This window comes from Flavobacterium cheongpyeongense, from assembly GCF_003202435.1.
GTDB classification, from domain to species: Bacteria; Bacteroidota; Bacteroidia; order Flavobacteriales; family Flavobacteriaceae; genus Flavobacterium; species Flavobacterium cheongpyeongense.
Genome location: NZ_QJHK01000022.1, coordinates 54,215 through 73,571, shown reverse-complemented (window position 1 = coordinate 73,571; position 19,357 = coordinate 54,215). Strand labels below are relative to the sequence as shown.

The following is a 19,357-nucleotide window of genomic DNA, read 5'->3' as shown; positions in this document are numbered from 1 at the left end:
ATAAGCTTTGCATGCTTCATCATTTGGCAATTCTTTTATAAAGTTTAGTATGCTTTGTCCTTCAAACACTTCCATAACGTATGATTTTAAAGGCATAAAGATACAGAAACTAAATGACTAACTCAATAAGTTTAAATCCTTCTTCTATAAAACTGTAAGGATATTCGCTTATCGCTAAAAGAAGGTTATTTAATACTTTTCGTCTTCTTTAGATTCTAAAATTTCCCCACTAAATATTGAAAGACTAGGAAGTAAATAACTTTAAACCTCATATATCTTTTGTTTTTCTTTAAGGTATTGGTTAGTTTGCAATTTTCTGTGTTGTTTTGGGGTAAATTAGCTCTAAGATTTGTTATAGTTAAATTAATTCCATAGCTGGAAGAAAAAGAAGGTAAGAGCCCGAATTACGAAAATATTGTCATTAAAATGTAGGTAAAAGAAAGAAAATCAATTCGTAAAGTATAATTTTATAAAACCATCAGTATTTACTGATGGTTTCATAAGTTTTTAAGTATTTCAAATTTTAAATGTTATAACGGGTCTGGAAGCATGATTTACCAATCCTTCACTGATACTGCCATTAAAAAAATGAGCAAAACCAGTTCTTCCATGAGTACACATTCCAATAATATCAGCGTTTATACTGTTTGAGAAATTAATAATTCCTTTTTCTATATTGGTGTCGTTGTAAATGTGTGTCGAATAATTTGTCAGGCTAAATTGTTTTACAAAATCTTTCATTGCTTTTTCAACAACATGAGTTGGTTTAAAACTGTTTGGTGTGCAAATTGTAACCAAATGTATTTTTGAATCAAAGAATTGTGTGAAGTTTAATAGTTTTTCAAAGGGTTTTTTAGATTCTTCTGTAAAATCAGAAGCAAAAACTATAGTAGATGCGCTAAAATTTAAAATGTCTTTTTTGATAACCAAAACTGGAATATCTGAATTTCTAACAACTTTTTCGGTATTAGATCCAATTAATAACTCTTCAACACCTGAGGAACCATGAGACCCCATTATAATTAAGTCAATATTGTTTTCTTTGCTGACCTGCGAAATTCCGTGGATTATTTTGTCCATTTTTAAAATTTCAGTCACGGAGATGTCTTGTAGATACGGTTTTTCGGTAGCTTTGTCGAGCATTTCATTGGCTTTTTTCATAAATAGCATGGTTTCCGGGATACTCGCACCACCCGTAATGGCATCATTCATTTGGCTGGGTAATTCCAGCATGTGAAGCAGGATGATCTCTGAATTGTGTTTACGGGCTATTTGTGCTGCTACTTTTAAAGCGTCTTCAGCGTGTTCTGAGAAGTCAGTAGGGACTAAAATTCGTTTCATAATTTTTTGAGGTTAAATTATTGAATAAGGCATTATTTTAATGCTCTCATAAAGATAAGAAATATTATAGAGCAATCTAATTATTTGATTTATAAAAAAAACACTATATTTGCACCGTTATTTATTAAAATCTAAATAATGAGGGGACTAAGTGTCCCCTCTTTTTATAAAATTATGACATTTAAAGAAAAAGTAAACGCATTAATTACAGAAGCTCTTTTAGAAAAGCCGTCAATTTTTTTGATTGATTTAAGTATTTCTGATTCTTTTAAAATTAGTGTAGGTTTAGATGGGGATAATGGAGTAGCACTTCAGGATTGTATTGATATCAGTCGTGCAATTGAGAATAACCTGGATCGAGAAGAACAGGATTTTTCTCTTGAAGTAGCATCTGTAGGAGTAGGTTCTCCACTTAAATTTACAAGACAATACATAAAGAATATTGGTAGAACATTGATTGTTACTACAAATAATGAAAAAATTGAAGCAGAATTAGTAGAAGCTAACGATGTTTTTATAATTTTGTCTTGGGAGGCAAGAGAACCGAAGAAAATAGGAAAAGGAAAAGAAACAGTTCAAAAAGAGCAACAAATACCTTACACAGAAATTAAAGAGGCAATTGTTACAGTAACATTTTAATTAAAGAATTCGCATGGAAAATTTAGCATTAATCGATTCATTCTCAGAGTTTAAAGATAATAAACTTATTGATCGTGTAACGCTTATGGCAATTTTGGAGGACGTGTTTAGAAATGCATTGAAGAAAAAATACGGTTCTGATGATAACTTCGACATTATTATAAATCCTGATAAAGGAGATATGGAGATTTGGAGAAGAAGAGTAATCGTTGCTGACGAAGATCTGGATTTTGAAAATGAAGAAATTACGCTGACTGAAGCAAGAATGATCGAAGCAGATTTTGAAATTGGCGAAGAGGTTTCTGAAGAAGTTAAATTGATTGATTTAGGAAGAAGGGCTATTTTAGCATTGCGTCAAAACTTAATATCTAAAATTCACGAACACGATAATACAAATCTTTATAAACAATTTAAGGATATTATCGGTGATATTTATACTGCCGAAGTACACCATGTACGTCCCCGAGTAGTTATCTTGGTTGATGACGAGGGTAACGAAATCGTACTTCCGAAAGAAAAACAAATACCATCTGATTTCTTCCGAAAAGGAGATAATGTTCGTGGTATCATTGAAAGTGTTGAATTAAAAGGGAATAAGCCTCAGATTATTATGTCAAGAACTTCTGAGAAGTTTTTAGAAAAATTATTTGAGCAGGAAATTCCAGAAGTATTCGACGGTTTGATTACGGTTAAAAATGTAGTACGTATTCCGGGTGAAAAAGCAAAAGTAGCAGTAGACTCTTATGATGACCGAATTGATCCGGTTGGAGCTTGCGTAGGTATGAAAGGATCCCGTATTCATGGAATTGTTCGTGAACTAGGAAACGAAAATATAGATGTAATCAATTACACAAATAATATCCAATTGTTTATTACAAGAGCATTAAGCCCTGCAAAAGTTTCTTCAGTGAAAATTGATGAAGAAAATAAAAGAGCTGAAGTTTTTTTGAAATTAGAAGAAGTTTCAAAAGCAATTGGTAGAGGAGGTCACAATATTAAATTAGCGGGTCAGTTAACAGGTTACGAATTAGATGTTATTCGTGAAGGTGATGTTGCCGGTACGGTTGCAGATGAAGATGATGTTGAATTAACAGAGTTTTCAGATGAGATTGAAGAATGGGTAATTGAAGAATTTGCGAAAATAGGTTTGGATACTGCAAAAAGTATTTTGAAACAAGAAGTAGAAGATTTAGTAAGAAGAACAGATTTGGAAGAGGAAACAATTCTTGATGTTATGAAAATACTAAAAGAAGAGTTTGATAGCTAGTTGTATCTACTCTAAGCAACACAACGAAAAAGGTAATAATAAAAAGGTTATATGTCTGAAGAGAGAGTAATAAGAATAAACAAGGTTTTAAGGGAATTAAATATTTCGTTAGAAAGAGCTGTTGATTATCTAAAAGATAAGGGAATTGCTATTGATGCAAATCCAAATGCAAAAATTTCTGATAGCGAATTTAATATCCTGCAAAGCCAATTTGCGGGCGATAAGGGTAATAAGGAAGCTTCTAAAGAGGTAGGGGAAGAGAAAAGAAAAGAAAAAGAAGCATTGCGTGTTGAACGTGAGAAAGAAATTGAAGACAAACGCAGACAAGACGAAGAACGTCAAAAACAGCACGAAATTATAAAAGCAAAGGCTGTTGTTGCAGGACCCGTTCAGGTTGGTAAAATTGACTTGAATCCCAAAAAACCTGTTGCTGTTTCTGTACCTTCAGAAGAGCCTGTTAAAACTAAGGCAGAAGAACCTAAAGTTGTTGTTCAGGCTGAAACTGAAAAACCAATCCAAAAAGAAGAGGTTAAAACTGAAGCTCCAGTAAGTCAAGACAAAATAGAAAAACCTATTATTACTGAGAAAAAAGAAGTAAAAGTTGAAGTTTCTAAAACAGCACAGGAGCCAATTGTTGCAACTCATCCTGAAACTGCAGAGGAAACGATCACGACACAATATCAAAAATTATCAGGAACGACTCTTACAGGTCAGACAATTGATTTATCTCAATTTAATAAGCCTAAGAAAAAGAAGGAAGATCCAAAAATAACACCAAATAAACCGGGTACTCCAGGTGCAAATAATAACGCTAATAAAAATAAGCGTAAAAGAATCGCTCCTAAGCCAGGAGCTCCTGGCACGCAAAAACCTGCAACAGGAAATGCTTCGGGTACACCAAATCCTAATAAAATTACACCAAATACAGGTAGCGGTGGTTTTAATGCTAACAGAAGTGCAAGACCCGGTTTCGTAAAAGGTAACCGACCGGCTATTGTAGCAAAGGTTGAACCTACCGAAGAGGAAGTAAAAAACCAAATTAGAGAGACTCTTGAAAAACTTCAAGGGAAAGGTGGAAAATCAAAAGCCGCTAAATACAGAAGAGATAAAAGAGATACCCATCGTCAGAAATCTGATGAGGAGCAAAGAGCACTAGATGAAGGAAGTAAAACTATTAAAGTTACTGAATTTGTTACTGTAGGTGAAATTGCAATAATGATGGATGTGCCGATTACTAAGGTAATTGGAACTTGTATGTCTCTTGGTATCATGGTTACCATGAACCAACGTTTGGATGCTGAAACTTTGACTATAGTAGCGGATGAATTTGGTTATGAAGTTGAGTTTATCACTGTTGACATCGAAGAGGCTATCGAAGTTGTTGAAGACAAAGAAGAAGACTTGGTAGTAAGAGCGCCGATTGTTACAGTAATGGGGCACGTCGATCACGGTAAAACATCTTTACTGGATTATATACGTAAAGAAAATGTTATTGCTGGAGAGTCAGGAGGCATTACACAGCACATTGGAGCTTACGGAGTAACTTTAGATAATGGTCAAAAAATCGCATTCTTAGACACACCTGGACACGAGGCGTTTACTGCAATGCGTGCACGTGGGGCTCAAGTTACTGATATTGCTATTATAGTGGTAGCTGCGGATGATGACATCATGCCACAAACAAAAGAAGCAATTTCTCATGCACAAGCAGCGGGAGTGCCAATTATATTTGCAATCAATAAAATTGATAAGCCAAATGCGAATGTTGAGAAAATCAAAGAACGTCTGGCTGGTATGAATTTACTTGTTGAAGATTGGGGTGGAAAAATTCAGTCACATGATATTTCTGCGAAAGTTGGAACAGGGGTAAAAGAATTGTTAGAAAAAGTTTTATTAGAGGCAGAGATTTTAGATTTAAAATCGAATCCAAATAAAGCAGCTCAGGGAACTGTGGTTGAAGCTTTCTTAGATAAAGGAAAAGGATATGTTTCTACAATTTTGGTTCAACACGGAACCTTAAAAGTTGGAGATTATATGCTGGCTGGAAAGCATCATGGTAAGATTAAAGCCATGCATGATGAGCGTGGACATAATGTCAAAGAGGCAGGACCATCTACTCCGGTATCAGTTTTAGGTCTGGATGGAGCGGCTACGGCCGGAGATAAGTTCAATGTGTTTGAAGACGAAAAAGAAGCGAAACAAATTGCTTCCAAACGTTCTCAGTTAATGCGTGAACAATCTGTGCGTACACAAAGACATATTACACTTGATGAAATTGGACGTCGTATCGCTCTTGGTCAGTTTAAAGAGTTAAATGTTATTCTTAAAGGAGATGTTGATGGATCTGTTGAGGCATTATCTGATTCATTCTCTAAACTTTCTACAGAAGAAGTTCAAATTAATATTATACATAAAGGTGTTGGTGCAATTACAGAGACCGATGTTAACTTGGCTTCTGCTTCGGACGCCATCATTATCGGATTTAATGTGCGTCCTGCAGGAAATGCAAGACAACTTGCCGATAAAGAAGAAATTGATATTCGTTACTACTCGATTATCTATGCAGCAATTGATGACTTGAAAGATGCAATGGAAGGGATGTTGGCTCCAGAAATGAAGGAAGAAATTCTGGGTACTGCAGAAATTCGCGAAATATTCAAAATTTCTAAAGTGGGCTCTATTGCTGGTTGCATGGTGACAGATGGTAAGATCTTGAGAGCTTCAAAAATTAGGGTAATCAGAGATGGTGTTGTTGTACATACAGGGGAGCTGGTGGCATTAAAACGCTTTAAAGATGATGTTAAAGAAGTGACAAAAGGATATGATTGTGGTATTCAGATTAAAGGTTATAATGACATAGAAGAAAGAGATGTCATAGAAGCCTATCATGAGGTAGCAATTAAAAAGAAGTTGAAATAAAACAAAAAAGTCCCAATGAAAATTGGGGCTTTTTTTTGTTTCTAATGCATTGTAAATTATAATACAGGAACTAGCTTCTTCTTGTGTCTTAATATCTGAGATGGAATTAAAACAATAAATTAAAGACTTTTTTAAGAAAGTTGTATGTTGACTTCTTTTCTTAAACAAGAAAGCCAGGTAATAAAACCATGGGGAAGTCGTAATTTAGTATTAAGTCTGAATTTATTTGCTTGGTTTAATAAGGAAAACGCTTTTGTACTTCTTTTTTATTTCTTCTAAATTTCGTTCGGCCTCAATTCTGGTTTTAAAATTCCCAACCAAAACTTTGTAGTTTGGAGTATTGAAAATTATCGTACCATTTATCGGGTTAAACTCTCTTTTAAAGCTAGATAATGTTTTTTTTGCTTCTTCGCTTTTACCACTAAAAATTTGAATTTTGTAAGTGTCATTGGTACTAATTGACGTGTTAATTTTACGTTTATCATTCAATAATTGCTCAAATTTAGGGTCTTGGTTTAGAGTAATATTTTGGTCTTGAGCATTAATATTATATGTGAATGCAAACATAGATAATGATAGGAAAATCTTTTTTGAAGGAGTTAAAATTCTCATAATGTGATGGTTTTTGTACAAAAGTAGTATTTAAAGTTTATATGTGAAATGTTCTTATTATTTAGAATTGATATAAATTGATATTTAAGACTATTTTAAGGTTTTGAGAATAGTACTTAAATTGTATTTTTGTGCAAGTTTTAAAAAAAAGGTGTTCGATTTTGACTAATTAGATACAGAAAAAATCATACCAAAAAATTAGTAGATAATTTTATACTATATGAAAAAGGTGGGTAACCATAATTCGATCTCAAGAAAATTGCTGCTTAGCTTATCGCTAACGCTGATTTTCTCCCTAACTTCATTTGCTCAAGATCCTGCTGCTCCTGCGGCGACTGAAGCTGCTGCTCCGGTAGCTGCATCTGGTGGAGATCCTGTAAAAGGGAAAGAACTTTTTAATGCAAATTGTGCTGCATGTCACAAATTAGATGCTAAATCAACAGGCCCTGCTCTAAGAGGTATTGCCGGAAAGCATGATATGGCTTGGATTTACAAGTGGGTGCATAACAGTTCTGATATGATTAAGTCAGGTGATCCTGTTGCAGTTAAGCTTTTTGAAGAGAACAACAAGTCTGTAATGACTGCTTTTCCTCAATTATCTGAAGGTGATATTGATAATATTATCGCTTATACTTCTGAAGAAAAAGCTGAGCCTGCTCCTCCTTCTGGTGGTGCGGCTACTCCTCCGGGAACTAATGTTGACGGTGGTGGAATATCTAATAATATTATTTTAGGCGCTCTTGCCCTTGTAATGGCTATTTTGGTTGTGATGTTGTTCATGGTGAACAAAGTGTTGACTAAGGTTGCAAATAAAAATGGTATTGAAGTATCTTCGAAAGAAGCCAAAACTCCAATCTGGAAAGCATTTGCTAAAAATCAATTTTTAGTTTTAGTTACTTCAATCTTTTTACTTTTGGCAAGTGGTTATTTTGTATATGGATTTTTGATGCAAGTTGGTGTAGATCAAAACTATGAGCCAATTCAGCCAATTCATTACTCTCATAAAATTCACGCTGGCGATAACGAAATCAATTGTAAATATTGTCACTCTGCTGCTCGTGTAAGTAAAAATGCAGGTATTCCTTCTTTGAATGTTTGTATGAACTGTCATAAAAATATTTCTGAAGTTGCTGAAACTACTGCTACGCCAGAGTACACCAAGGCATTTTATGATGGTGAGATTCAAAAGTTATATGACGCTGTTGGTTGGGATAAAACTAAGCAAGTGTATACTGGAAAAACTAAGCCTGTAAAATGGGTTCGTATTCATAATTTACCTGATTTTGTGTATTTCAATCACTCACAGCACGTTTCTGTTGCCGGAGTTGAGTGTCAGACTTGTCACGGTCCGGTACAGGAATTTGAAATCATGAAGCAATATTCTAAATTAACAATGGGTTGGTGTGTTGATTGCCATAGAAAAACTGATGTTAAGATGGAAGGAAATGCATATTATGATAAAATTCATGCTGAACTTTCTAAAAAATACGGTGTAGAGAAATTAACTGCAGCGCAAATGGGAGGTTTAGAATGCGGTAAATGCCACTATTAATCGAATTATTAAGATTTTAATATTTATATACAATGTCATCAAACAAAAAATACTGGAAAAGTGTTGAAGAGCTAGAAAATAGTTCTATTGTTGAGGCGCTTAGAAATAACGAATTTGTTGAAGAAATTCCTACTGATGAGTTTTTAGGAAATGCAGATGCTTTAGCTACATCTGGAACTTCACGTCGTGACTTTTTAAAGTACGTAGGATTTAGTACTGCAGCCGTAACTCTTGCTGCTTGCGAAGGTCCTGTTCACAAGTCTATACCTTATGTGTTACAACCGGAACAAATCATTCCAGGTGTTGCTGATTATTACGCAACAACTGTTTTTGATGGTTTTGATTTCGCTAACCTTTTAGTAAAAACTCGTGAAGGTCGTCCAATTAAAATTGATAACAATACTATTTCTGGTGCTAAGTTTTCGGCCAATGCTAGAATTCATGCGTCTATCTTGTCATTATATGATAGTATGCGTTTGAAAGAGCCTAAATTGGAAGGGAAAAATAGTAGCTGGTCAGCTGTTGATTTAAAAATCAAATCCAGTCTTGCTGATGCAAAAGCAAAAGGAGGGCAAGTTGTATTATTGACTAATACTCTGGCAAGTCCGTCAACTGAGAAATTGATTGGTGAGTTTATTGCTAAAAACCCAAATGCAAAGCATGTTGTTTATGATGCTGTTTCTTCATCAGATGCGTTAGATGCATTTGAAACTGTGTATGGAGAAAGAGCTTTAGTTGATTATGATTTTTCAAAAGCTTCTTTGATTGTTTCTGTCGGAGCAGATTTCTTAGGAGACTGGCAAGGTGGCGGATATGATTCGGGTTATGCAAAAGGGCGTATCCCTCAAAATGGTAAAATGTCTCGCCATTTTCAGTTTGAATCTAATATGACTTTATCTGGTGCAGCTGCTGACAAGCGTGTTCCAATGACTACAGCTGATCAAAAACAAGCTTTAGTTCAAATATATAATATTGTCGCAGGTGCGAATATTAATGTTTCTTTAGAAGCTCACTTTAAAGGTGAAGTAGTAAAAGCTGCTCAGCAACTTAAGGCTGCTGGTTCTAAAGGAGTTTTAGTATCCGGACTTGAAGATAAAAATGCTCAATTATTAGTTTTAGCCATAAACCAAGTGCTGGCTAGTGAAGCTTTTAGTACTGCCGGAACTAGGCAAATTAGAAAAGGTTCTGATGCTGTTGTTGCTCAGTTACTGAAAGATATGAATGCAGGAAGTGTTCATACCTTGATAATGAGTGGTGTTAACCCGGCTTACACTTTAGCGGATGCTGCTTCTTTTGAAGCGGGATTAAAAAAGGTAAAAACTTCAGTTGCATTTTCTTTAAAGGAGGATGAAACTGCTTTACTTACTACAATTGCTGCTCCAGCTCCTCATTACTTAGAATCTTGGGGAGATGTTGTGATTACAAAAGGAACTTATAGCTTGACTCAACCAACTATTCGTCCTATATTCAATACTAAACAATTTCAAGACGTTTTACTATCATTAAACGGAATTCCTGGAACTTTCTATGATTATATCAAAGCTAATTCAGCTGGTATTATTGTGGGTACTTCTTGGAATAAGGTTTTACATGATGGTGTTTTTGTAATAGGTTCTACTGCCTTATCAGCAGGTTCTTTTGATTATGCTGCTGCTGCAAGTGCCTTAGCTAAGTCAAGATTAGCCGGAGATTTTGAATTGGTATTATATACTAAAACAGGAATGGGTGATGGACAACAAGCAAACAATCCTTGGTTGCAAGAGTTTCCAGATCCAATTACAAGGGTTTCGTGGGATAATTACGTAACTGTTTCTAATGCTGACGCTAAGAAACTTGGTTTGACAAATGAAATTGTTGCCAACGGTGGTTTAAATGGTAGTTATGCTACAATTACTACTGCTGATGGTGGTAAATTAGAAAATGTTCCGGTAATTGTTCAGCCTGGACAAGCTGTTGGCACAGTTGGTTTGGCTCTAGGGTATGGTCGAAAAGCAGCTTTAAAAGATGAAATGCAGGTAGGTTTAAATGCCTATACTTTATATAAGAACTTCAATAGTGTTCAATCTGTTTCTATAGCGAAAGCAAATGGAGTTCATGAGTTCGCTTGTGTTCAGGGTCAGAAAACATTAATGGGTAGAGGAGATATTATTAAAGAAACTACTCTTGAAATCTTTAATACTAAAGATGCTGAACATTGGAATGAAAAACCAATGGTATCTTTAGATCATCAGGAAGTTGAGGCTACAACTGTAGATTTGTGGGAATCCTTTGATCGTACTACAGGGCATCACTTTAATCTTTCAATCGACTTAAATGCTTGTACTGGTTGTGGTGCATGTGTTATTGCTTGTCATGCTGAAAATAACGTTCCAGTTGTTGGTAAAGCAGAGGTAAGAAGAAGCCGAGATATGCATTGGTTGCGTATTGACAGGTATTATTCTTCTGAGAGTACTTTTGAAGGTGATAATGAAAGAAAAGAAAATATTGCCGGTTTATCTAGTTCATTATCTACTTTTAATGAAATGGAAAAGGCTGGAGAGAATCCACAAGTTTCATTCCAACCAGTTATGTGTCAGCACTGTAATCACGCACCTTGTGAGACAGTTTGTCCTGTAGCTGCTACATCTCACGGTCGTGAAGGTCAAAACCACATGGCATACAACAGATGTGTTGGTACTCGTTACTGTGCAAACAACTGTCCATATAAAGTACGTCGTTTCAACTGGTTCTTGTACAACAAAAACACAGAATTCGATTACCACATGAATGACGATTTAGGACGTATGGTGTTAAACCCAGACGTTAACGTTCGTTCTCGTGGAGTTATGGAAAAATGTTCTATGTGTATTCAAATGACACAAGCTACTAAATTAAAAGCTAAAAACGAAGGTCGTCCAGTTACTGATGGCGAATTCCAAACAGCTTGTTCTAACGCTTGTTCTTCTGGAGCAATGATATTTGGTGATGTTAATGATACTGAAAGTAAAGTTGCTAAATTAGCAGCTGATGAAAGATCATATCACTTATTGGAGCATGTTGGAACAAAACCTAATGTGGTTTACCATGTTAAAGTTAGAAATACGTAGTACAAAAAATTATTAATTAAGAAACAATATAAAGGATTATGTCGTCTCATTACGAAGCACCCATTAGAAAACCTTTAGTTATAGGTGATAAATCTTATCACGATGTAACAGTAGATGTAGCTGCACCTGTTGAAGGTCCTGCAAACAAACAATGGTGGATTGTATTTTCAATCGCATTAATAGCCTTCCTTTGGGGGTTAGGTTGTATCATTTACACCGTATCTACCGGTATCGGAACATGGGGATTAAATAAAACAGTTGGTTGGGCCTGGGATATCACGAACTTTGTTTGGTGGGTTGGTATTGGTCACGCTGGAACATTAATTTCTGCAGTATTATTGCTTTTCCGTCAACGTTGGAGAATGGCTATTAACCGTTCTGCAGAGGCAATGACTATTTTCTCAGTAGTTCAGGCAGGTTTATTTCCAATTATTCACATGGGACGCCCATGGTTAGCATACTGGGTTTTACCTATTCCAAATCAATTTGGATCTTTATGGGTAAACTTTAACTCACCATTACTTTGGGACGTGTTTGCAATTTCAACATATCTTTCGGTATCATTGGTTTTTTGGTGGACCGGTTTATTACCTGACTTTGCTATGCTTCGTGATAGAGCTATAACTCCTTTTAATAAAAAGGTTTATTCTATCCTGAGTTTCGGATGGAGCGGAAGGGCTAAAGATTGGCAGCGTTTTGAAGAAGTATCTTTAGTATTAGCTGGTTTAGCTACTCCTCTTGTGCTTTCTGTGCATACTATCGTATCGATGGATTTTGCTACTTCTGTAATTCCTGGATGGCATACAACAATTTTCCCACCATACTTCGTTGCTGGAGCGGTATTCTCAGGATTCGCGATGGTAAATACATTGTTAATTGTTATGAGAAAAGTTTCAAATCTTGAGGCCTATATCACATTACAGCATATCGAATTAATGAATATCATTATTATGATTACTGGTTCTATTGTTGGTGTTGCATATATTACTGAGTTATTCGTAGCTTGGTATTCAGGTGTAGAGTATGAGCAATATGCGTTCTTAAACCGAGCTACCGGACCTTATTGGTGGGCATATTGGTCGATGATGACTTGCAACGTTTTCTCTCCACAATTTATGTGGTTCAAAAAATTAAGAACTAGTATCATGTTCTCATTTATTATTTCGATTGTGGTAAACATCGGAATGTGGTTTGAAAGATTTGTAATTATTGTTACTTCTTTACATAGAGATTACCTTCCATCTTCTTGGACAATGTTCTCACCAACATTTGTTGATATTGGAATTTTCATCGGAACAATTGGTTTCTTCTTTGTATTGTTTTTATTATACTCAAGAACATTCCCTGTAATTGCTCAGGCAGAGGTAAAAACAATTTTGAAAGGAACAGGAGATAATTACATTAGAGAAAGAGCAAATAAAGATTCACATCATGAGTAATAAAGTAATATACGCCATTTATAATGACGATGATATTTTGATGGATGCAGTAAAGAAAACCAGAGCTGCTCATCATCATATTGAAGAGGTTTTTACTCCATTCCCAGTTCATGGATTGGATAAAGCAATGGGTTTAGCACCAACAAGATTAGCAATTTGTGCTTTTTTATATGGATGTGTTGGAATTTCTGTTGCAACAACAATGATGAGTTATATCATGATTCATGACTGGCCACAGGATATTGGTGGTAAACCAAGTTTTAGTTTCATTCAAAATATGCCATCTTTTGTGCCAATTATGTTTGAGATGACTGTTTTTTTTGCTGCCCATTTAATGGTAATCACTTTTTACATGAGAAGTAGACTGTGGCCATTTAAGCAAGCTGAAAATCCTGATGTGAGAACAACAGATGACCATTTCTTAATGGAAGTCGCTGTAAAAGATAACGAAGCAGAACTTGTTGCTTTTTTTGAAGGTACAGGAGCTGTTGAAGTTAAAGTAATTGAAAAGAATTAATTGTAGCTATGAAAAGGATATATAAAATAACACTTTTAGTTGGTATAACTATTTTAGTTTCATCTTGCCACAATAATTCGGCACCAAACTATCAGTATTTTCCTAACATGTATGAATCAGTAGGATATGAAACATATTCAGAAGCTTCTGTATTTAAAGGAGGAAAAGAAGGACAACTTCCTGTAGAAGGAACTATTAATCGAGGTTTTGAACCTTATGAATACCCAAATACGACTGCTGGTTATGAATTGGCGAAAGCAAATTTAAAATCACCTTTGAGTGAAGCAGACAAAAGTTCTGAAAAAGGAAAAGAACTTTTTGAAATTTACTGTATTAGCTGTCATGGTGCAACTGGAAACGGTAAAGGTAAATTGGTTGAAAGAGAAAAATTTCTTGGAGTACCTAGCTATAAGGACAGAGTAATTACTGAAGGAAGTATCTTTCACGTTGAGACTTATGGTTTAAATGCAATGGGTTCACATGCAAATCAATTAAGTGCCCACGAACGTTGGTTAGTTGCTGACTATGTTCTAAAACTAAAAAGCCAATTATAATTGTTGAACAAACTGATCGTAATAGATATGTATACATTTTCAAGTAAATTAAAAACTTTTTCTATCATCCTAATGGCTCTTGGTATATTAGGAATTGGATATGGTTTTTTAACTGCTCCTAAAAATATTGAAGAGGTAGAAGCCCTTCTAACTAAAGAAGCATCAGAGCACGGTGGTGGACATGGTGAGGCTACTGTAGCTGATCATGAGGAAAAAGCAGAAGCAACTCAACATCATGTAACGGTTGAAGCTGTTCAACACGAAGAAGCAAAAGATGCAAATATTGAAGAGTCTGTAAGTAAAGATTCGGTTGTTGCTAATGAAGAAATTCCTCATGAAGTAAATTCCCAAGAAGTGCATGAAACTGAGCCTGCTGTTGTACATGAGGAAAAAGCCAGTAATCACGCTGAAGTTTCTCATGAACATGATCCTAAGGCACATGCTGAGCATGTTCTGCACCAATTGCAAAACAAGCCTTGGTCAGCTTTATATGTAGCTTGTATTTTCTTTTTACTATTATCGATGGGAGTTTTAGCTTTTTATGCTATTCAACAGGTAGCTCAGGCTGGTTGGTCCCCTGTTTTATTTAGAGTTATGCAAGGAATTACTGCTTATTTACCTGCAGGTTCTATCATTTTCTTTATTATATTAGTATTATGCGGATTGCATTTTAATCATATTTTTGTATGGTTAGGAGAGGGTGTAACGGATCCAAAAAGCACTCATTATGATGCTATTATAGCTGGTAAATCAGGATATCTTAACTTTCCTTTCTGGATTATAAGAGCGGGTGTTTTCTTATTAGGATGGAATTTATACCGTCATTATTCAAGAAAAAATTGTTTGGCGCAGGATAATGCTAATGATGATTTAAATTATAAAAAGAATTTTAAATTATCTGCTGGTTTTTTAGTATTCTTTATTGTATCTGAGTCTATTATGTCTTGGGATTGGATTATGTCATTTGATCCACACTGGTTTAGTACATTATTCGGTTGGTATGTATTTGCTTCTTTCTTTGTAAGTGGTATTACTTCAATTGCATTAGTTACCATATACTTAAAATCTAAAGGTTATTTAGAATTTGTAAATACAAGTCATATACACGATTTAGCTAAATTTATGTTTGGAATTAGTGTTTTCTGGACTTATTTGTGGTTTTCTCAATTCATGTTGATTTGGTATGCAAATATTCCTGAGGAGGTAACTTATTTCGTTACAAGAATTCAATTATACAATCTGCCTTTCTTTGGTGCTGTAGTTATGAACTTTGTTTTCCCAATTTTGATATTAATCAATACAGATTTCAAACGTCTTAACTGGGTAATTGTAATGGCTGGAATTGTTATCTTATTAGGTCACTATGTTGATTTCTTTAATATGATTATGCCTGGTACAGTTGGTGACAGATGGTTTATTGGAGTTTCTGAAATTGCATCTATTCTTTTCTTCTTAGGTTTATTTATTTTTGTGGTGTTTACTGCTTTGAGTAAATCTCCTTTGTTGGCAAAAAGAAATCCTTTTATAGAAGAAAGTAAACATTTTCATTATTAATATTTAAAGAAATAAACAGATGACAAGTTTGTTGGTAATTGTAGTTTTAGTTTTATTAGCAGTTGCATTGTGGCAATTGACCAAGATATTTGATCTTACTCAGGTAGGTTCATCTTCGGACGATTCACAGGTTGCATCAGATAATGACAATAATGTTCAGGGTTATATAATGTTTGGCTTTTTAGCTTTCATTTATACCTTTACTATTTATGGATTATTGAAATGGGGTAATTTAGCACTTCATACACCTGCTTCTGAACATGGTAGTTTAGTAGATGGTTTAATGAATATTACTTGGGTATTGATTTTCACAGTACAGGTCATTACACAAGGTTTATTGCATTGGTTTTCTTTCAAATACAAAGGGAATAAAGATAAAAAAGCATTATTCTTTGCTGATAGTAATAAACTTGAAGCAATCTGGAGTATTATACCATCTGTTGTTTTAGCAGTTTTAATCCTTTATGGTTTGTATGCATGGAATAATATCATGTTTGTAGATAAAGATGAAGATGTTATCGAAATTGAATTATATGCACAGCAATTCAAGTGGACTGCAAGATACGCTGGAGCTGATAATACTTTAGGTAAGGCTAATGTTCGTTTAATAGAAGGTGTTAATACTTTAGGTGTTGATATGTCTGATAAAAACTCTCAGGATGATATTGTAGTTTCAGAATTGCATATTCCTAAAGGTAAAAAAGTGCATTTTAAAATGCGTTCGCAGGATGTACTGCATTCAGCATATTTTCCACACTTTAGAGCACAAATGAACTGCGTTCCTGGAATGGTTACAGAATTTGCTTTTGTTCCTACATATACAACTGCTGAATACAGAGAACTCCCTTTTATGGTTGAGAAAGTAGCTAATATTAATAAACTTAGAGCTGAAAAAAGTGCTGAACTTATTGCTAAAGGAGGTACAGCTTTAGATCCTTATACATTTGACTATTTATTATTATGTAATAAAATTTGTGGAGCCTCTCATTACAATATGCAAATGAAAGTTGTGGTGGATTCTCCTGAGGATTATAAAAAATGGTTGAGCGAAAAAACTACTTTGGCTCAGGATATTAAAGCTGCAGCAGATGCAGAAAAACCAGTTGAAGGAGCAACTCCTGCAACAGATGGTACAGCTAAAGTTATTGATACTGTTAAAGCTGTAGTTGATACTGTTAAAGCAGCTGTAGCTAAAGTTGCGATCAAATAATATTATTAAGAAAATTTAAAGTACACAAATATGTCAGCAGAAGCGCACGATCACGATCACGATCACGGACACGATCACGAGCACGAACATCATCATAAAGACACTTTCATTACTAAATATATTTTTAGTATTGATCACAAAATGATTGCGAAACAATACTTAATTACCGGTATTATAATGGGTATAATTGGTATTGCAATGTCCTTGCTTTTCAGAATGCAATTAGCTTGGCCTGAGGAGTCTTTCAAAATATTTAATGTTTTATTAGGAGATAAATTTGCACCTGATGGTGTAATGGCTAATGATATTTATTTAGCTTTAGTTACAATTCACGGAACTATAATGGTTTTCTTTGTGCTAACGGCTGGTTTGAGTGGTACTTTTAGTAATTTACTTATTCCACTTCAAATTGGTGCAAGAGATATGGCTTCCGGATTTATGAATATGATTTCATATTGGTTGTTTTTCTTATCAGCTGTCATCATGTTATGTTCCTTATTTGTTGAGGCTGGACCAGCATCTGCAGGTTGGACGATCTATCCACCATTGAGTGCTTTGCCTCAGGCGATTCCTGGATCAGGAACAGGTATGACTTTATGGTTAGTTTCTATGGCAATTTTTATTGCATCTTCTTTGATGGGATCTTTAAATTATATTGTTACTGTAATTAACTTAAGAACAAAAGGAATGTCTATGACTAGGCTTCCACTTACAATCTGGACTTTTTTCGTAACAGCTATTATCGGTGTTATTTCATTTCCAGTGTTATTATCAGCTGCTTTATTATTAATATTCGACAGAAGTTTTGGTACTTCGTTCTTCTTGTCAGATATCTATATTGCAGGTGAGGTTTTACACTACCAAGGAGGTTCACCTGTATTGTTTGAGCACTTATTTTGGTTTTTAGGTCATCCTGAAGTTTATATTGTTATTTTACCAGCTATGGGTCTGGTTTCTGAAATTATGGCTACGAACTCTCGTAAACCAATTTTCGGTTACAGAGCGATGATTATGTCTGTTCTTGCAATTGCATTTTTATCTACAATTGTTTGGGGACACCATATGTTCCTTTCTGGGATGAACCCTTTCTTAGGATCAGTATTTACATTTACTACTTTATTGATTGCAATTCCTTCTGCTGTAAAAGCATTTAACTGGATTACAACTTTATGGAAAGGTAATTTACAATTTAACCCTGCAATGTTATTCTCTATAGGAATGGTTTCAACTTTCATTACTGGAGGTTTGACAGGAATCATTTTAGGGGATAGTACTTTAGATATTAACGTTCACGATACTTACTTCGTAATTGCTCACTTTCATTTAGTTATGGGTATCTCTGCACTTTACGGAATGTTCGCTGGTATTTACCACTGGTTCCCTAAAATGTATGGAAGAATGTTAAACAAAAACTTGGGGTATATACACTTTTGGGTTACTGCAGTTTGTGCTTACGGAGTTTTCTTCCCAATGCATTTTATAGGATTAGCAGGTTTACCAAGACGTTATTATACAAACACAAACTTCCCTTTATTTGATGATTTACAAAATGTGAATGTTTTAATTACAACATTTGCTCTTATTGGAGGAGCTTTCCAATTAGTATTCTTGTATAACTTCTTTAGCAGTATCTTCTACGGTAAGAAAGCAGTACAAAATCCATGGAAATCTACAACATTAGAATGGACAACTCCAGTTGAACATATCCACGGTAACTGGCCAGGTGAAATTCCTCACGTATATCGTTGGCCATATGATTACAGCAACCCTAATCATGATGTAGATTTTGTACCACAAAATGTACCGATGATGGAAGGTGAAGAAGTGCTTCATCATTAAAAATTTATCTATTAGAAGGACTGAAAACCTTATCTGTTTTGATTCCTTCGTTTCATAGATTAAAAAAACGTTTATAATTGAATTTTAAAATTCATTATAAACGTTTTATTTTTTTAACTAGTTTTTTATTATGGATTTATAGCTTGATCTTTTTGACATATATAAAACAATGTTACTATTCCTGCCTTTCATATTACAATACGTTGGGATTTTTTAAATGGAGTTTTATCAATATTGAAGTAGCATAGGAATTGATGTTAAAATTTCAGGGTAAGATATATATGATTATGATATTGTAAATCAAATTCGATCAGTAGTGCAAAAAAGCCTCTTGCTATTGTTTTACAAGTAACTTAGAGAAATATTGATTATTACAAAATAAAATATAAACAGAACCCTGTAAATTGATTAAGTGCTATATTGATGGTAACACAATCATTTTTTACTGATTTAGATAAATAACCTGCATTGTCAAAGTAGCTAATTTCACCTTTAGTTTCTTTATAATTGATTCGTATTTGTCGTAACAAAAAATCTGTAGTTTCTAATTTACTTAGGATAAATAACAATTTTTTTATTATCATATTCATTTCGGTCAATACACGAGGTTTAGCTATTCTATAGCAGACAGGATATTATACTATAGATCTTAAAATCTTCAATTACACCATTTAATTTAGGATTATTAATTGAGGTTTACCAAAATATTTCTGACTTGTACTACCAATGTTTGAAGGCTTAACAAAAACAGTTGTATTGAAAGCAACAGAAGGAGCAGGGGAGCTATTTTTGAACCTCCATCAAAATTTGAATTGCCTATAATTTTTT

General features: G+C 34.4%; 13 protein-coding genes. 11 read left to right on the top strand and 2 right to left on the bottom strand.

From position 1 onward, the window contains the following. Nucleotides 1–516: 516 nt before the first annotated feature. Nucleotides 517–1,341, bottom strand: coding sequence for a universal stress protein (locus tag DMB65_RS18975; protein WP_110308206.1), 825 nt, complete (start codon nt 1,339–1,341; stop codon nt 517–519). A 174-nt stretch (nt 1,342–1,515) separates the two neighbouring features. Between DMB65_RS18975 and rimP the strand changes: the two genes are divergently transcribed. Genes rimP through infB form a run of 3 tightly spaced genes read left to right on the top strand, consistent with a single transcriptional unit; the run spans nt 1,516 to nt 6,166 of the window. After that, a complete protein-coding gene (gene rimP / locus DMB65_RS18970; protein ID WP_165835004.1) occupies nt 1,516–1,980 on the top strand; it encodes a ribosome assembly cofactor RimP in 465 nt (154 codons plus the stop codon). A 13-nt stretch (nt 1,981–1,993) separates the two neighbouring features. Then, the gene (gene nusA / locus DMB65_RS18965) at nt 1,994–3,247 is read left to right on the top strand and encodes a transcription termination factor NusA (RefSeq protein ID WP_110308204.1); all 1,254 of its coding nucleotides are present in this window, start codon (nt 1,994–1,996) and stop codon (nt 3,245–3,247) included. A 51-nt stretch (nt 3,248–3,298) separates the two neighbouring features. Further along, a complete protein-coding gene (infB, locus tag DMB65_RS18960) occupies nt 3,299–6,166 on the top strand; it encodes a translation initiation factor IF-2 (protein ID WP_110308203.1) in 2,868 nt (955 codons plus the stop codon). A 222-nt stretch (nt 6,167–6,388) separates the two neighbouring features. Here infB and DMB65_RS18955 read toward each other — a convergent pair whose 3' ends face one another. Continuing rightward, the gene (locus DMB65_RS18955; RefSeq protein WP_110308202.1) at nt 6,389–6,778 is read right to left on the bottom strand and encodes an SPOR domain-containing protein; all 390 of its coding nucleotides are present in this window, start codon (nt 6,776–6,778) and stop codon (nt 6,389–6,391) included. 220 nt (nt 6,779–6,998) lie between these two features. Here DMB65_RS18955 and DMB65_RS18950 point away from each other — a divergent pair, with 220 nt between their 5' ends. Genes DMB65_RS18950 through DMB65_RS18915 form a run of 8 tightly spaced genes read left to right on the top strand, consistent with a single transcriptional unit; the run spans nt 6,999 to nt 18,529 of the window. After that, complete coding sequence (locus DMB65_RS18950) at nt 6,999–8,330, top strand: c-type cytochrome (protein WP_110308201.1); 1,332 nt, start codon at nt 6,999–7,001, stop codon at nt 8,328–8,330. A 32-nt stretch (nt 8,331–8,362) separates the two neighbouring features. Further along, the gene (locus tag DMB65_RS18945; protein WP_110308200.1) at nt 8,363–11,416 is read left to right on the top strand and encodes a TAT-variant-translocated molybdopterin oxidoreductase; all 3,054 of its coding nucleotides are present in this window, start codon (nt 8,363–8,365) and stop codon (nt 11,414–11,416) included. Nucleotides 11,417–11,454: 38 nt separating this feature from the next. Further along, the gene (nrfD, locus tag DMB65_RS18940; protein WP_110308199.1) at nt 11,455–12,855 is read left to right on the top strand and encodes an NrfD/PsrC family molybdoenzyme membrane anchor subunit; all 1,401 of its coding nucleotides are present in this window, start codon (nt 11,455–11,457) and stop codon (nt 12,853–12,855) included. After that, entirely contained in the window at nt 12,848–13,372 is a 525-nt protein-coding gene (locus DMB65_RS18935; protein WP_110308198.1) for a DUF3341 domain-containing protein, read from the top strand. Before nrfD ends, DMB65_RS18935 begins: the two co-directional genes overlap by 8 nt. 8 nt (nt 13,373–13,380) lie before the next feature. Beyond that, a complete protein-coding gene (locus DMB65_RS18930) occupies nt 13,381–13,926 on the top strand; it encodes a c-type cytochrome (RefSeq protein WP_165835003.1) in 546 nt (181 codons plus the stop codon). A gap of 27 nt (nt 13,927–13,953) precedes the next feature. Next, nucleotides 13,954–15,480, top strand: a complete 1,527-nt coding sequence (locus DMB65_RS18925; protein ID WP_110308197.1) for a cation-translocating P-type ATPase — start codon at nt 13,954–13,956, stop codon at nt 15,478–15,480. Between the two features lie 19 nt (nt 15,481–15,499). Further along, a complete protein-coding gene (locus tag DMB65_RS18920; protein ID WP_110308196.1) occupies nt 15,500–16,690 on the top strand; it encodes a cytochrome c oxidase subunit II in 1,191 nt (396 codons plus the stop codon). Nucleotides 16,691–16,720: 30 nt separating this feature from the next. Then, complete coding sequence (locus tag DMB65_RS18915) at nt 16,721–18,529, top strand: cytochrome c oxidase subunit I (RefSeq protein WP_110308195.1); 1,809 nt, start codon at nt 16,721–16,723, stop codon at nt 18,527–18,529. Nucleotides 18,530–19,357: the final 828 nt, after the last annotated feature.

Coding starts and splice junctions, on each gene's coding strand:
- DMB65_RS18975 (WP_110308206.1), bottom strand. CDS start 1,341: ATGAAACGAATTTTAGTCCCTACTGACTTCTCAGAACACGCTGAAGAC.
- rimP (WP_165835004.1), top strand. CDS start 1,516: ATGACATTTAAAGAAAAAGTAAACGCATTAATTACAGAAGCTCTTTTA.
- nusA (WP_110308204.1), top strand. CDS start 1,994: ATGGAAAATTTAGCATTAATCGATTCATTCTCAGAGTTTAAAGATAAT.
- infB (WP_110308203.1), top strand. CDS start 3,299: ATGTCTGAAGAGAGAGTAATAAGAATAAACAAGGTTTTAAGGGAATTA.
- DMB65_RS18955 (WP_110308202.1), bottom strand. CDS start 6,778: ATGAGAATTTTAACTCCTTCAAAAAAGATTTTCCTATCATTATCTATG.
- DMB65_RS18950 (WP_110308201.1), top strand. CDS start 6,999: ATGAAAAAGGTGGGTAACCATAATTCGATCTCAAGAAAATTGCTGCTT.
- DMB65_RS18945 (WP_110308200.1), top strand. CDS start 8,363: ATGTCATCAAACAAAAAATACTGGAAAAGTGTTGAAGAGCTAGAAAAT.
- nrfD (WP_110308199.1), top strand. CDS start 11,455: ATGTCGTCTCATTACGAAGCACCCATTAGAAAACCTTTAGTTATAGGT.
- DMB65_RS18935 (WP_110308198.1), top strand. CDS start 12,848: ATGAGTAATAAAGTAATATACGCCATTTATAATGACGATGATATTTTG.
- DMB65_RS18930 (WP_165835003.1), top strand. CDS start 13,381: ATGAAAAGGATATATAAAATAACACTTTTAGTTGGTATAACTATTTTA.
- DMB65_RS18925 (WP_110308197.1), top strand. CDS start 13,954: ATGTATACATTTTCAAGTAAATTAAAAACTTTTTCTATCATCCTAATG.
- DMB65_RS18920 (WP_110308196.1), top strand. CDS start 15,500: ATGACAAGTTTGTTGGTAATTGTAGTTTTAGTTTTATTAGCAGTTGCA.
- DMB65_RS18915 (WP_110308195.1), top strand. CDS start 16,721: ATGTCAGCAGAAGCGCACGATCACGATCACGATCACGGACACGATCAC.